Annotated in this window: 11 protein-coding genes; 3 read left to right on the forward strand and 8 right to left on the reverse strand. The window is 54.8% G+C overall.

The genetic code is table 11. The annotated features are described in order from the left end of the window. Positions 1-159: 159 nt before the first annotated feature. The 3 genes from NSU01_RS32735 to NSU01_RS32745 are packed head-to-tail and all read right to left on the reverse strand — an operon-like array spanning position 160 to position 3433. Positions 160-1323 (reverse strand): ABC transporter permease, encoded by a 1164-nt coding sequence (locus tag NSU01_RS32735; protein WP_076246481.1) that lies wholly within the window; start codon positions 1321-1323, stop codon positions 160-162. Then, entirely contained in the window at positions 1316-2482 is a 1167-nt protein-coding gene (locus tag NSU01_RS32740) for an ABC transporter permease (protein WP_076246479.1), read from the reverse strand. The genes NSU01_RS32735 and NSU01_RS32740 overlap by 8 nt, the downstream gene beginning before the upstream one ends. 15 nt (positions 2483-2497) lie before the next feature. Further along, entirely contained in the window at positions 2498-3433 is a 936-nt protein-coding gene (locus NSU01_RS32745) for an ABC transporter ATP-binding protein (protein WP_042140198.1), read from the reverse strand. Positions 3434-3649: 216 nt separating this feature from the next. On the opposite strand from NSU01_RS32745, the gene NSU01_RS32750 reads away from it, so the two are divergent. Both NSU01_RS32750 and NSU01_RS32755 read left to right on the forward strand, forming a co-directional pair. After that, positions 3650-4810: a histidine kinase gene (locus NSU01_RS32750; protein WP_076246476.1), complete on the forward strand. Its 1161-nt coding sequence runs from the start codon at positions 3650-3652 to the stop codon at positions 4808-4810. A 52-nt stretch (positions 4811-4862) separates the two neighbouring features. Then, positions 4863-5522: a response regulator transcription factor gene (locus NSU01_RS32755; protein ID WP_042140200.1), complete on the forward strand. Its 660-nt coding sequence runs from the start codon at positions 4863-4865 to the stop codon at positions 5520-5522. A 621-nt stretch (positions 5523-6143) separates the two neighbouring features. Here NSU01_RS32755 and NSU01_RS32760 read toward each other — a convergent pair. The 5 genes from NSU01_RS32760 to ftsE form a co-directional block, all read right to left on the reverse strand. After that, a complete protein-coding gene (locus NSU01_RS32760; RefSeq protein ID WP_083705661.1) occupies positions 6144-7457 on the reverse strand; it encodes a PDZ domain-containing protein in 1314 nt (437 codons plus the stop codon). A 178-nt stretch (positions 7458-7635) separates the two neighbouring features. Beyond that, entirely contained in the window at positions 7636-9102 is a 1467-nt protein-coding gene (locus tag NSU01_RS32765; protein ID WP_076246471.1) for a S41 family peptidase, read from the reverse strand. Between the two features lie 117 nt (positions 9103-9219). Beyond that, on the reverse strand, positions 9220-10527 hold the full coding sequence (locus tag NSU01_RS32770; RefSeq protein ID WP_042140202.1) for a M23 family metallopeptidase: 1308 nt from the start codon (positions 10525-10527) through the stop codon (positions 9220-9222). A 43-nt stretch (positions 10528-10570) separates the two neighbouring features. Beyond that, positions 10571-11485 carry a permease-like cell division protein FtsX gene (gene ftsX, locus NSU01_RS32775; RefSeq protein ID WP_042140203.1) on the reverse strand — a complete coding sequence of 305 codons (915 nt, stop codon included), beginning with the start codon at positions 11483-11485 and terminating at the stop codon, positions 10571-10573. Beyond that, entirely contained in the window at positions 11475-12161 is a 687-nt protein-coding gene (gene ftsE, locus NSU01_RS32780) for a cell division ATP-binding protein FtsE (RefSeq protein WP_042140204.1), read from the reverse strand. The genes ftsX and ftsE overlap by 11 nt, the downstream gene beginning before the upstream one ends. Positions 12162-12450: 289 nt before the next feature. Between ftsE and NSU01_RS32785 the strand changes: the two genes are divergently transcribed. Continuing rightward, entirely contained in the window at positions 12451-13878 is a 1428-nt protein-coding gene (locus tag NSU01_RS32785) for a VanW family protein (protein ID WP_076246468.1), read from the forward strand. Positions 13879-13924: the final 46 nt, after the last annotated feature.

Below are 13924 nucleotides of genomic sequence, written 5' to 3' on the forward strand. Positions count from 1 at the left end.
TTGGTGAATAACAGAATCAGCAGCAAATATAAGATGAATTCCATGTTGCATTCTACTCCCTTTACTCTGTATTGGGTCCCTAAAAAAGACAAAGAGGAACCCTTGGTGACGGGCTCCTCCTAAAAACACATGGCTATAAACCACGACGCATGTTAAAGCTCAGCCACTGATTCCCGCTTCATTCGGACGCAGTATGGTGGAGCCAATCGTCAGCAGGACTGCCGCCATCAGGCCCAGAATGGCAAAAGGCAGCCACAGCTCGTTCCAGCCTCCGCCCGTTGCGGCGATATCTACCGCCTGGATGGCCCATTTCTGCGGTGTGAAATTAGCTAGCTTCTGCATATAATCCGGCATGATCGAGATCGGCCAGAAGCAGCCGCCCAGCATACAGGTGGGTATAAGGATCAGCGAATTGAGCATGCCGGCATTGCGCGGATTACGGATCAGTCCCGCTACGGTGCTGGCGATGCCCATGGATACCAGCATGAATGCGGCCAGAACCAGGAAGTAGAGAAACATCGGCATCTCATAATCGTAGCGTAGCACCCATCTCCCAAGCGAGAGCACCACGATGATCTGAATAATCCCTACGAGAAAGCTGCCTAGGAAATTGCCGAGGGCAATTTCGTAAGAGCGGACCGGGGCGCTGAACATCCGCATCATCGTGCGCCCCCGGCGGTCATCGTTGATCAGGGACACGGAGCTTGTCACCAGTGTCATCAGGAACATGAGCGTCAGACCGGTAATCACACCCAGCGTCTCCCGGGGGTATAAATCATAATCCGTACGAATGCTTCCCACATGATGCTGCTCCGCCTGCTTCAGTACAGCAGCGAACTGCGCCTGCTGATCTGCTGCCGCGCCTCCGCTGAGTGCAGCAACGGCATGCGCAGCTTCAGCCATGTTTCCGGCAATCGCATTGACCTTCATCTTGACGATAATGGAGCTCTCGCTCGCGCGAAGCTCATAGATGCTAATCTTCGGCTCCTGCCCGGCAATCAGGGCGGCTGAATACCCCTCTGGAATCCATATCCCTGCCGCCCCCTCCTGCCCGATCGCCGCTTCCTTCAATGCCGCCTCATCCCTGCGCTGCTCAAACTTGTAATCGCCGGTCTGCTCCAGTTCGGAGAGCAGATGCTTTCCGGCAGCACCCTTATCCATATTGGCGTACAATATGGTCGCCGGACCATCGCCAACGCCCCCAGTGAGCGAAATGATTCCTGCAACCACAACACTGGGCAGCAGAATAAATATCAGCACCCCTTTGACAGAGCCCAGGCTTCGGCGGATCATATTCCAGGCAATGGTTATTATTTTATTCATGGTAGCCCACCTTCCGGTATGAGACAGTCATTACACACAGCAGAACTGCACAAATCAGACACATCACCCATAAGTTCGGCAGAATCTGCTTCAGACCGGAATGGAGCATCATGCGGATAATCGCCTGCTGTGCCCAATGGTTGACTGTGAATGCACCGATGCTGTTCACCCAGGAATCAGGAAGCGGAGCCATCCCCCCGCTGACGAAGGTCATCACTACGGCGAGAACATTAATAACATTCGTTGCACTGGCCGAAGTTTTGCTGAACAGGCAGATGACAATGGAGAACGTCATGGACGCGATGATCATCAACAGGCAGAACAACAATAGAAGTCCCGGCCGGTTGCCCCAGTATACACCGAACAGCCGGTCTGACAGCACAATGATCGCCAGACACTGAAGGATGCTGACCAGGCCTACCCCCAGCATTTTGCCGATAAACAGCTGGGAGCCCTTGACCGGCATCGAATTGATCCGAAAAAGCGTATGGTTCTCTTTATCACTGAAGAGAGAGCCCGTTACCGTCAGCCCGGTGTACAGAAGAAACATCATCAGCATGGAAGCCGCGTAGAACTGGGAGGCTGTATAGGTTTTACCCCCGTTATTCAGATCACCCATCACCACTGCCCCTGCCTCTGCCGTTACCGGAGGAACTGCAAGTGCTTCCGGCCCAAGCGCTACCGCTGCCGATTGCTTGTAATTGATCGTACTAAGAAAATTGTCAAAAGCCGTTCCCGCCACCAGATTATCGGTATGATCCTTGCCGAGAATAAACTCCAGCCGGGCGTGTTCTCCGCGCTGTACCTCTTCATCGAAGCCGGAAGGGACAATGACCGCATAGGCGTATTTGCCTGTACGAAGCCCGCTTTCTGCCGCCTCCCGGCTCTCTGGCTTGTGGGCGATGATGAGATCCTTCACTTCCGGTGCCTCCAGAAAAGCAGTTATCATAGCAGAGGTCCCTGCTTCTCCGCCTGCGGCATTCACAACAGCTACCCGTACTGGGTCGATCTCATCGGCTTCTTTCACACCCACCACCCCGGAGAGCGAAGCCCCCAGCAGAAAGATCAGCACCAGCGGGAGCAGAAACATATTAAGCAGCATCGAACGTGAGCGGAACAATCTGCGCAGTTCATAGTTCATAATGGTCCAGGTATTCATCTCGCTGTCCCCCCTCTAATCCCGTAATGTCCGTCCGGTCAGACTGAGGAACAACGTCTCCAGATCCGGCTCTTCAATGTTAAGGGAGGCAATTACCCCTTCATGCTTGGCGAAAATAAACAGAATGTCCTGCAGCTCATTTTGTGAAGAAGGCAGATACATCTCCACAGCATCCTGCACAACCTCCACCCGGCTAATCCGTGGATGCTGACGAAGCTCGTTAATTAGAGCTTGAGTGATATTCGCCGCCTTAACTACGATTTTCTCCTCATGGGCTACCCGTTCCCGCAGCTCGCTTTCCGTGCCGCAGGCAATAATATGACCTTTATCCATAATTGCCACCCGGTCACAGACCGCTGCTACCTCCTCCATATAGTGGCTGGTATAGATAATCGTTGAGCCCAGCTTATTCAGTGTTTTGACTGATTCCAGAATGTGATTGCGGGACTGCGGATCAATGCCAACGGTCGGCTCATCCATAATGATCAGCCGCGGCCGGTGCATGATGGCACAGGCGATATTGAGGCGCCGTTTCATCCCTCCCGAGAAGGTGGACGGCTTATCCCTGGCCCGGTCGCTAAGACCTGTGAATTCGAGCGCTTCCTGGATCCGTTCCTTCAGCAGCTTCCCGCGCAGGCCATACAGCTTCCCGAAGAAGCTTACATTCTCTGCCGCCGACATATTCTCGTATAAAGCCAGCTCTTGAGGGACAAGCCCTATACGCTTCTTAACCTCCAGCGGCTTCTCCCTTACGGACAGGCCATCGATCATAATCTCGCCGCTGTCCGCCTTAAGCAGACCGCAGATCATGCTGATTGTTGTGCTTTTCCCGGCACCATTAGGGCCGAGCAGACCGAATATTTCACCTTCCTGCAGACTGAAATTCACATGGTCCACGATCAGTTTGCTGTCATACCTTTTCACCACATCGGTTAATACCGCAAGTGCCATTTGCCATCGCTCCTGTTCCCTTAGTTCTCGTATTCTCATTGTAGCGCAGTGAAGGCGCCGCCGAAGGTACAGAAGGTCATCCTCCAGAGGTGACCAAAGTCATCTCCTGAACGATGGCGCTCTTATGCTAAGATGGAGATACCTGAGAAGCGATAGAAGGATAAGTTATCGAGTAAGACATATAAATTCATATATTCCAAAAAAGGATGACCCTAATTGACCAGAGAACTGAATATGCTGCGTTACGGTCTCATTATCATTCCTGCAGTACTATCTATCTACGTCTATGAGTACGCCGACTATGAACAGTTCACGCTTCATTTCCTCCTGCTGCTCCTGATCGCGACGCTTGGCACAAAACTGCCGCAGCCCTTCCCTCTGCTCACCGGGGGCATTGAGCTGATCTTCACAGCCTGGCTGTGTTACCAGTACAGCACATTGATGATTTTTCCGGCCCTGTCGGCGGTACTGTCCTACTCCTGGCTGCAGCGTAAGAATACGGCAATAGCCTTCTTCTGTATTCACCTGTTGCTGCTCAATGTTGCCTTCCGCGATGCTGCCCCGGCTGTGCAGGCGTTCACGAACCTTACCTTCCTGCTGGCCGCCGCACTGAATATACAGCTGATCCGGACTGGACGCGGCCGCACAGATACCTTGTTTCTTTACGATGAGCTGCGCAAGAAGCATTTCGAGCTTGAGGAAGCACGCTCGCGCCTGCTCCAGTTCACCTCGCAGGTAGAGGTTGCCGCGCAAGCGGAGGAACGGGTGCGGATCGCACGCCAGCTGCATGATGATATCGGACACCGGCTAATCCGGGTCAAAATGATGACCGAAGCCGCCATCCATACGCTGCCGGCTGCTCCCGAAACTGGCCTTGGCATGATGCATCAGGTCCGGGACCAGCTCTCGGCCAGTATGGAAGATATGCGGGCTGCGCTGAAGCGGATCAACTATACGCCGCAGCTTGAAGGTGCGTATGCGCTCGACCGGCTGCTGGAGGAGGTAGGCCGTGATACCGGTATTGCAACCGCCTATACTGTGCAAGGGATTCCCTATCCGCTCTACCCGAGCATTCAGGTCGTGCTCTACAAAAACGCCCGGGAAGCCATCACCAATGCACTGCGGCACGGCAAGGCGGACTCTGTCTGGATTACCTTATCGTATAGGGATCACGAGATCATGATGGAGGCAGGAAATAACGGCCGGCTGCCCGAAGAAGACGTCCTGCATAAACTGCAAAGCGGCGGAGGCATGGGTCTAACCGGTATGACGGAACGCACCGTCCTGATCGGCGGAACCCTTGAGCTGCGGCCAGTGCCGCAGTTCACAGTCATTACCCGGTTGCCTGTGTACAGGCAAGGAGAGGATTTTCAGTAATAGTTATGGGCTGGCAGAGCCCCATTTACAGTGAGAGGGAGCTAAACATAGGATGATTAAAGTATTAATCGTGGACGACGACTCTTTTATCCGTGAGAGCTTGAAGGTGCTGGTTGGGCTGGACCCTGAGATTGAGGTGGCCGGAACGGCAGGAGATGGCTTTGAAGCGCTCGCTTTGCTGGGGGCGCCAGGCGGCGGGGCTGATGTCGCACTCATGGATATCCGGATGCCGGGCTGCGGTGGCGTCGAAGGCACACGCCTGATCAAAGAAGCTTATCCGCACGTAGCCGTTCTGATGCTGACTACCTTCGACGATGATGAATATATCATTGAAGCACTGCGTAACGGAGCCAGCGGTTATCTGCTCAAGAACATTCCGCCGGACCGGATCATTCAGGGCATCAAGACTGTACATGAGGGCAACATGCTCATTCATCCGGATATCGCCCGCAAACTGGCCGGCTTCCTCCAGCCGCCTGTCCGTCAGGAAGCCGCCCATAGGCAGGCTCTGGAATCCTACGGGCTGACTAAAGCAGAGCTGACCATAGTGTCCTCGATTGCAGAGGGACTTACCAATAAAGAGATTGCCGGGAAGCTGTTCTTAAGCGAAGGCACAGTCAAAAACTATATTACCGATATCCTCAGCAAGCTTGGGCTGCGGGACCGGACACAGATCGCCATTCTCTATTTGAAGAGTCAGGGGATCGGGTAGGGGCTTGGGTAGGGGATCGTGGCGGCTCGGGTAGTACATGGGGAGCGGCACGGGGAGCAGCACGGTAGTACATGCGGGGCAGCGATTCCTCCTCAGGAGGGTAGTCTCGATTTCTGGAGACTTTAGGTTTTTCAGGTGGAGATAGAACGGGGACTTCTGTGGGACATTAAATTTGGCGTATACGAGATTGGAATGAACCATAGGTTGGCGGTTGGCCGGGTTTGGGTAACCGGGACATATTGTTGTACGTAATGCAGGAATTCTGCCGGATTGGCGGGTAAAATGGTGCATTGTTGTACTTTTTGCAGGATTTTCGCCGGATTGGCGGGTGCTGAGCGCATATTGTTGTATTTTTTGCAGGATTTCCACCAGATGAGCGGGTGGTGGGCGTATATTGTTGTATTTCATACAGGATTTCCATCGGATTGGCGGCTACTGAGCGTACATTGTTGTACTTTCTACAAGATTCTCGCTGGATTGGCGGGTTTGCGGGATGATGGTGTCTTCAAGTTGCATAATTAAGCAGGTATTCTCTCAACTTTCTCTAAAAAAGGCCAGTTCTCCCTGGATGATAATCAGGGAGAACTGGCCTTCACGGTTTCATTCAGTTATGCTGCCCCGTCAGACTCCGGCAGGTTTCTGCTTAGCCTCCGCAGAGGCGGCAGGCTTCTTCCGGCCCCGCCGCCCGGGCGTATGCCCCCGCTGGCGGGTTCCCGTCTGCATCCCGATGATGCTGAAGATGCTGGACGGCTTGGCCTCTGCGGTCACGCTTCCGTCCGGCTCCGGCACCAGAATGATGCCGAGCTGATGGTGATCGCCATCGTAGATCGCGCGCTGGAGGTATTTGCTCTCGCCTTCGCGGTTCAGCACCTCCAGCTTGCAGAACGCCGGGTTCATGCGCAGCGCCTCATGCAGCTGCGCCGCGCCGGTCAACAGGACCCCGTTGACCTTCAGCAGGACCTCGCCGGGCAGGATGCCCAGCTCCTGCCCGGGGCTGCCCGGCAGCACGGCCAGCACCTTGCGGCCGGCCGGGGGATGCACGAAGACGGGACTGATACTGCGCTCCTCCAGAGCGCTGTACCAGCTTAACCCTTCGTGCAGGAGCACTGCACTTAGCGCCGCGACCAGGGTCAGCGGGCTCCACCAGTCCGCAAGCAGACTTAAGCCGAGCAGGACGATGCTGTATACCAGCAGCCGTCCTGAAGTGCGGGCCGCCTTGCGTCCGGGCAGCATGCCCTGGGTCATCTCGCTGAAGCCGATGATGACCGGCAGGGAGACCAGACCCAGGCCCCCGCCCAGCAGCGGATGCCAGGGCAGTTCACCGATTCCCGCACCCGGGGGAATCAGCAGAAACAGCGGCAGCGGCCAGAAGGCCTGCAGCTGGTAGCCGCCGACCACCTTGCCGCGCTTGCCGGCCAGGAAGAGCGGGGTCGCCAGCCTGGCGCCCTGCCAGCGCGCCAGCAGCGCTTCAGCCAGATGGAGCAGCGCGGCCAGCACCAGCAGCGCCGGGATATCCATCTCCCGCAGCGCCCCGGCAATCGTTCCCGCGGCTCCGCTCTGCAGCGTATCCGGAAAGAACGAAAGAACAAACTGTACAATTCCCAGCACACCTATAGAATACGCAAAGCATAAATAGCGCACACGAAAAAGCATTAATACCAGACTGACCACCCAGATGCAGGCTACAGCCGTATAGGACAAAGAGATACCCAAGGCTACAGCTGCTAAGGAAACAATAAGTCCCGCAACCCCGCCGGTCCACACCGTCCGCCATGTTTCCCGGCCCCAGCTGTGCAGCTTCACATGGATGAGCTTCCGCTCCAGCGCAACCTGCCTGCGGTAATAGAGTGCAATAAATATAAGAGCGATATAGTAATAAGGCTGAATCAGCAGATGAATGACCGCTGTACCCCAGCTAGCAAGCAGTTCCAACATCACATTCAAACCGTTCGTCACACTCCTTTTCGTCCGGGACTAGTGGAAATGTATTAGGTGTCCTCTAAAATGAGTCTATGTTATCGAAGCAGCAATACTCTGTATCGCCTTCAGCTTTTAGCGTACAACATAAACTTTCTTCTATTTGTAGAAAAAAAGAAGGCTGGAATCAGCCTTCTTACTTGTTCGACGCCGTAGCCTTGATTTCCTTCCGGATCTCTTCGATTCCCTTATTCCGCTGATTGTCTTTGGCCGGATCCTGAATGACCTTGATCAGCGCCAGCTCCAGCGCTTCTGCGGTCTTGGCATCAATCACGCCTGTTGACTTCAGCTTAGCGGCGCTCTGGAATTTCTTGACCGCTTCCTTGGTACCGGCATCGAAATATCCATCCTTACGGCCCGGCTTATAGCCCAGACCATCCAGCATCGTCTGTGCGCTTTTGACATCCGTGCTGTTCATATTATATTGCAGCGTTACACTCTTATTAATCGGCGCCACCGAGAAGTAATCCGGCTGGGCGACCGCAATATCCGGCTTGATGCCCTTGCCGTGAATCCAGGTGCCGTCTGGTGTCAGCCACTTGGCAATCGTAATCTTCAGCAGACTGCCGTCACCCAGCTGCTCTTCAAAGCTGGTCTGGACGGTGCCTTTCCCGAACGAGTCCTCACCGATCAGCTTTGCACCCGCAGATTGCTGCAGTGCTCCAGCCATGATCTCCGAAGCGCTCGCGCTGCCTTTGTTCATCAGCACAACTACCGGATACTTTTTACTGGAGCCCTTTGAGGTGCTGACCTCGCGCTGTTTGTTTTTGTCTTCGACCTGCACGATGGCTTTGCCGGCCGGTACAAACTGCTCTGCCATTTCGATAACGACCGGCAACACACCGCCGGGGTCATTGCGGACATCAATGACAAGTCCCTTCATGCCTTGCGTTTCCAGCTTGGTCAGCTCTTCCTCGAACCGCTTCCCAGTATTCTGTGAGAATTGCGTAACCTCGATCACTCCGATGTTGTCCTTCTCCATCGTAGCGTAGACCGTTTCCAGTCTCACATCATCGCGGGTAATGACGAATTCCAGCGGCTCTGCTGTACCGGTACGCTGAATCTTCAGGGTTGCATCGCTTCCCTTGGGGCCGCGGATTTTGGCTACAGCATCATTAAGCTCCAGCCCCTCCAGCGATTCGCCATTCACGGAGAGGATTACATCCTTGGCCTGAATGCCGGCCTTCTCAGCCGGTGAACCTTTGATCGGCGAGACTACAACGACCTTGCCGTTATCCGAGGAGACTTCAGCACCGATGCCCGAGAACGAGCCTTCGATACTCTCCTCGAATCTTGCTGCCGTTTCCTTGCCCATATAGTTGGAATAAGGGTCGCCCAGTGCTTCCATCATACCGTTGACAGCGCCGTCGATCAGCTTCTCGCGGTCCACGGTCTCATAATAATTGCTCTCGATCAGGCTGAGGGCGGTACCTAGCTTCTTGGATTCCTTGTCTTGCAGTCCGGCTGTCTGCAGGACCGTCGCAATTCCCTCGCCTGCCGCTTGTCCGAATACATGCGCATAGCCGGTCACGCCCAGGGTCAGCAGGCTGCCGCACAGCAGCGCGGCGACGATCATAAAGGCCGCGGTACTCTTCTTTAACATGATGTTCCCACCGTCCCTTCTTGTCCATCTTATCACCCGCAAGGGTCCGTTCCATGAGAAACGGCATCTCTTCCAGTATATGCCGCTGAATCAAATTATATTTATTAGAGCTTAAATTTACAGATAAGGCATAGGATTAACCGTCTTGCCGTCGACCCGCACTTCGAAATGCAGATGCGGGCCGGTCACGCGTCCGGTGGCACCGGATTCGGCAATGGTCTGTCCGCGTTCTACCCGTTCACCCGGTTTCACTTTGATTCCGCCTTCGCGGATATGGCCGTACAGCGTCCATACCCCGCCGCCATGGTCAATGATTACGCAATAGCCGTAGCCGCTCCACCATTCCGCCACCAGGACAGTACCGGAATCCGCCGCATGAATATTCGTACCCTGCGGAACCGCAAAGTCTACGCCAGTATGCATTTTGCCGACTTCACCTGTAACCGGATGCGTCCGGACACCATACGGCGAGGAGACACGCGCCGAGCCTACCGGCAGCAGGAACGGCCCGTCACCGCCGGCATATTCCTCTACGCTGGCAATGGAGCTTCCGCCGCTGCTCGCAGACTTGGCGGCCTTGGCCGCTTTGGCTGCAGCTGCCGCCGCCCGGCGTGCCGCTTCAGCTTTGGCCGCCGCTGCCCGGCGTGCTGCTTCCTCAGCCTTGAGCTTGTCCTTCTGCTCCTCCAGGGCAGAGCGGTTGCTGGCCAGCTGCACCAGCTTGGCATTCTGCTCTTCGGAGATCACCTCAGCCTCTTGAATCTCTTCATCGTAGTAAGCGATTAGCTCCTGCTTCTCCGCTTCCTTCTCCTTCAGCACACTTCGCTGAGACTCCAGATCGGTATACAACTGCTTAGCCTGGGCGTATTGCCCCTCCAGCTCCTGCTTCTTCGCGATGACCGTCTGCTTGTCCAGCTTATGCTGCACCAGCAGATCCTGATCCTGATCCACGATCATCTTCAGGGAATCGGCCCGGTCAAGGAAATCCGAGAAGCTGGTGGAGGACAGCAGCACATCCAGATAAGAGACTGCACCATCCGTGTACATCAGGCGGACACGCGATTCCAGCAGTTTTTCGCGGGAAGCCACACGTGCCTCTGCATCGTCCAGTTCAGTTGCCGTCACATTAAGCGACTCCTCCGTACTGGCGATTTTACCGGAAATGGTCGTCATCTCGCCCTTCACCTGGTCAATCTGGTCCAGCACATACTGGAGATTCAGCGTCGTCTTATTCTTATAGTGCTGCGCTTCCTGATTGCGGGATGCCGCCTTCTCCTGCGCCGCTTTGGCCGCCTGGACCTCCTGCTGCAGCTGCTTCAGCTGCTTGTCAATCTCGGCAACACTTGTTTTCTTGGCATATCCGTCAGAGGGCCCGAACATTGTGACAGCCAGCAACATTACGGCTATTCCGGCGACAATCTTCTTCAACTCGCACTCCCCGTCCTTTGTTCAAATGTGAATTTTATTTATGCTATACCTTCAAGAACTTGCGGATCGATACGGTACTTCCCCACACACCAATCAATACTCCGAGGCCAACCAGCAGTCCGCACAGCAGCAGCCAGATATCTTGAAATGGGATCAGCTGCAGCCCCAGCATCGGATCTCCCTGCACCGAAGAGACCAGACTGCTATAGCCCACATACAGCGCACCCGAAGTAACCAGCGAGCCGATCAGCCCGATGAGTGCTCCTTCAATAAAGAACGGCCAGCGGATAAAATAATTCGTTGCCCCTACGAGCTTCATGATGCCGATTTCCTTGCGGCGGGCGAGAATCGTTACGCGGATGGTGTTCGAGATCAGGAACATGGACATCAGCGCCAGACCTGCCACAAAAATAAACCCGATGTTGCGCACAGCCTTAGTTACTTTAAACAAGGTCTCCACCGAGCCTTTGCCATAATTCACTTTGTAGATCGGCTGCTCTTCATGGGTCTTGTTCAGCGCTTCTATCTTCTCAGCTACAAACGGAACAGTTGTCGGCTCGATCACCTCTACGAGTAGCTTGTCCGGCAGCGGATTATTATCTTCATCGAAGCCTTCCAGGAGCTCGGCGGCATCCGGCCCCATATCTTCACGGAATTCCTTCAGACCCTGTTCTTTGGAGACGAACTCCACCTTGCTGACTTCCGGCATACTGCCGATTTCGTTTTCCAGCTTCTCCCGCATTTTCTGGTCCGTATTCAGCGTCAGATGCACGTTGATCTGCACCTGGCTGTCTGCTTTGTCCGCTACTTCATTGACATTGAGCACCAGCAATATAAACACTCCGAGCACGAAGAGAGAGACAACGATGGACGTGATGGAGGCCACTGACATCCAGCCGTTGCGGAATACGTTTTTGAAGCCTTCCCGCACATGCCGCAAGAAGGTTTTAAAACTCATAACCGTAATCCCCTCTCAATTGGTCTCTGACAATCGTCCCGTTCTCAATAGCCAGCACCCGTTTGCGCATTTTGTTGACAATATCCCTGTTGTGGGTAGCCATTACGATCGTTGTTCCGCGAAAATTAATCTCATCCAGCAGCTGCATAATGCCCCAGGAGGTCTCCGGGTCCAGGTTGCCTGTAGGCTCGTCCGCAATAATGACGGAAGGATTGTTGACAATGGCTCTGGCAATGGCGATCCGCTGCTGCTCTCCCCCTGAGAGCTGTGAGGGCTCACGTCCCGCTTTGCTGCGCAGTCCCACCAGATCGAGCACTTCATTCACACGTTTCTTGATAACCTTCTTCGGCGCCTCGATAACCTCCATGGCAAAAGCGACATTCTCATAAGCCGTCATCTTCGGCAGCAGGCGGAAATCCTGAAACACCACGCCGATGTTGCGGCGGACATAAGGAATCTTGCGGGGCTTAAGCTTGCCGATATTGAACCCGCCTACTGAGATCTGTCCTTTGGTCGGTGTTTCTTCTCTATAAATTAATTTCATGAACGTTGATTTACCTGCGCCGGACGGTCCGACGACATACACGAACTCATTACGGTCGATCTTGACAGATATCCCCTGGAGCGCATGGGTTCCGTTAGGATAGGTCTTCCATACATCCTGCATCTCGATCATCTTTTCACTTCCCGATTCTGACATATTCCGCCGGGCCTTGTCCACCGGGCACCAAACTGCGGAAGCTTCCATAAACTGCATTATTATCGCAGGCGTATCTATTGTAACAAATCCCTAACCCCTTGAGTACCCGAAAGTTTTACCGAATCCTTACATATACATAAAAATATCAGGTTTACTCCAGCTCCAGCTCTTATATATATCGGCATTCCCAGGCGTTCCTTAACACTTGTGTCCATGGCCCGCGCCGCTTCCGGCGCAAATCCGCCCCTACAGAAGGAGATTGCTTATGAAAAAAGTACACGCTGCCCTCATCGCGGGTTTCGGCCTGATTCTGGCCGGCTCGCTGGTTGCCGGAGGGTTTCATTTATATGGCACCCAGACCACCCTGCCCAAGGGAACAGCCATTGCCGGCTGGGATATCAGCGGCCAGGACATCACCGAGGTGACGGCCGCACTGGAGGCAAGACTTCAGGCGCTGGAAGCTACGCCGCTCACTCTGAAGGCCAAGGGGGATACCGGGCTGAGTGTCTCACTGCAGCAGGCAGGGGTAACCTATGAAGCCCAGGAATTCCGGCGCGCCCTGAAGACGCTGACGGACGGTCCGCTAATGGACCGGGTACAGGCCCGGTACAATTGGAACGGGAACTGGAATATCGGAATTCATCTGGAGATTTCGCAGCTCATGAACAGCCTAAGTCCGGCCTGGGAAAAAGAATCCTTCGGCGTTCCTGTCGACGCGGTGCGGCAGATTACCAGTGATGACCGTGTCGTCTATACTCCCGGGACCACCTCCTTCGAGGTAGACTGGCATGCGCTGGAGCTTGCCCTGCAGGCGGCCGTACCAACCCGGCTTGCCGGCAACGGGGCACTGGAGGGTAAACGCATTTTGCTGGAGGTGCCCTTAACGGTCAAGCAGCCGAATGTCACACTGCAGGCGCTCAAGGATCAAGGCATCGAGCGCAAAATCACCCAGTTCAGCACCTCACTCGGGGCCAGCGGACCCGGGCGCAGCTTCAATGTGGAGGCTGCCGCCAAAGCAGTCAACGGGACTATACTGCCGCCTGGCGCTATTTTCGATTACGGAAAAGCGATCCAGAAGGCCCAGGCGGAATATGGCTTCCGCGAGGCCCCGGTGATTGTAAACGGCAAGCTGCAGCCCGGCACGGGCGGGGGAATCTGCCAGGTCTCCAGCACCCTGTATAATGCCGCGCTGCGCTCCGGGCTTGAGATCGTTGAACGGCGCAACCATTCTCTTCCGGTCAGCTACCTGCCCAAGGGCCAGGATGCCACTTTTGCCGAGGGCTATATCAATTTCCGCTTTCGCAACAATACCGGCAAATATCTGATTATCAAATCCACAGTCCAGGGGCGCACGCTGACCGTCAAGCTGTTCGGTACTTTTCCGAGAAACGTTACTTATTCCGTAGAATCCCGCACTGTTGAGGTACTTCCTCCCACCGACAAGTATGTGAGCGATGCCTCGCTTCCGAAGGGCGGAACAAGGGTCCTGCAGGCCGGCAAAACCGGCTATGTAGTAGAGACTTACATTACCCGCTATGTGGACGGTAAAACCATGGAGAAGAAGAAACTTTCGCGCGATACCTACTACGCCCAGAAACGCGTCATTGCCATCAACCGCGGCGGCATGAGCAAATCTGCGCAGCCGGAATCCCCGGGCAGACAGCTGGTGGAGGACGGAGTAAAGGGCCAATAAGCTGCTGCAAGTAAAAACGGCTGTGCCCTCCTTGTAAAAGGGAGGC

It is taken from the genome of Paenibacillus sp. FSL H8-0259, from assembly GCF_037963255.1.
Taxonomy (GTDB): domain Bacteria; phylum Bacillota; class Bacilli; order Paenibacillales; family Paenibacillaceae; genus Paenibacillus_AQ; species Paenibacillus_AQ phytohabitans.